Below are 237 nucleotides of genomic sequence, written 5' to 3' on the forward strand. Positions count from 1 at the left end.
GTCTTGCTGATCGACGACCTGATCGCCACCGGCGGCACCATGATGGCGGGCAAGCGCTTGCTGGAGCGCCTGGGTGCGACGGTGGTGGAGGGCGCGGCGATTGTCGACCTGCCGGAACTGGGCGGCTCGCGCTTGCTGATCGAGGGCGGTCTGCCGCTCTGTACCGTGTGCAATTTTGCGGGCCATTGAGCTCGCGCGGATTGTTCGATTGACAGTAGAGGAGACAAACCGATGCCC

Annotated in this window: 1 protein-coding gene; it reads left to right on the forward strand. The window is 64.6% G+C overall.

The genetic code is table 11. The features are described from left to right. Positions 1 to 189 (forward strand): phosphoribosyltransferase family protein (locus ACVA6Q_RS24920; protein ID WP_446649265.1); only part of this gene is annotated, 189 nt, incomplete at its 5' end. Positions 190 to 237 lie beyond the last annotated feature (48 nt).

This window comes from Vibrio sp. DNB22_10_4 (assembly GCF_052879755.1).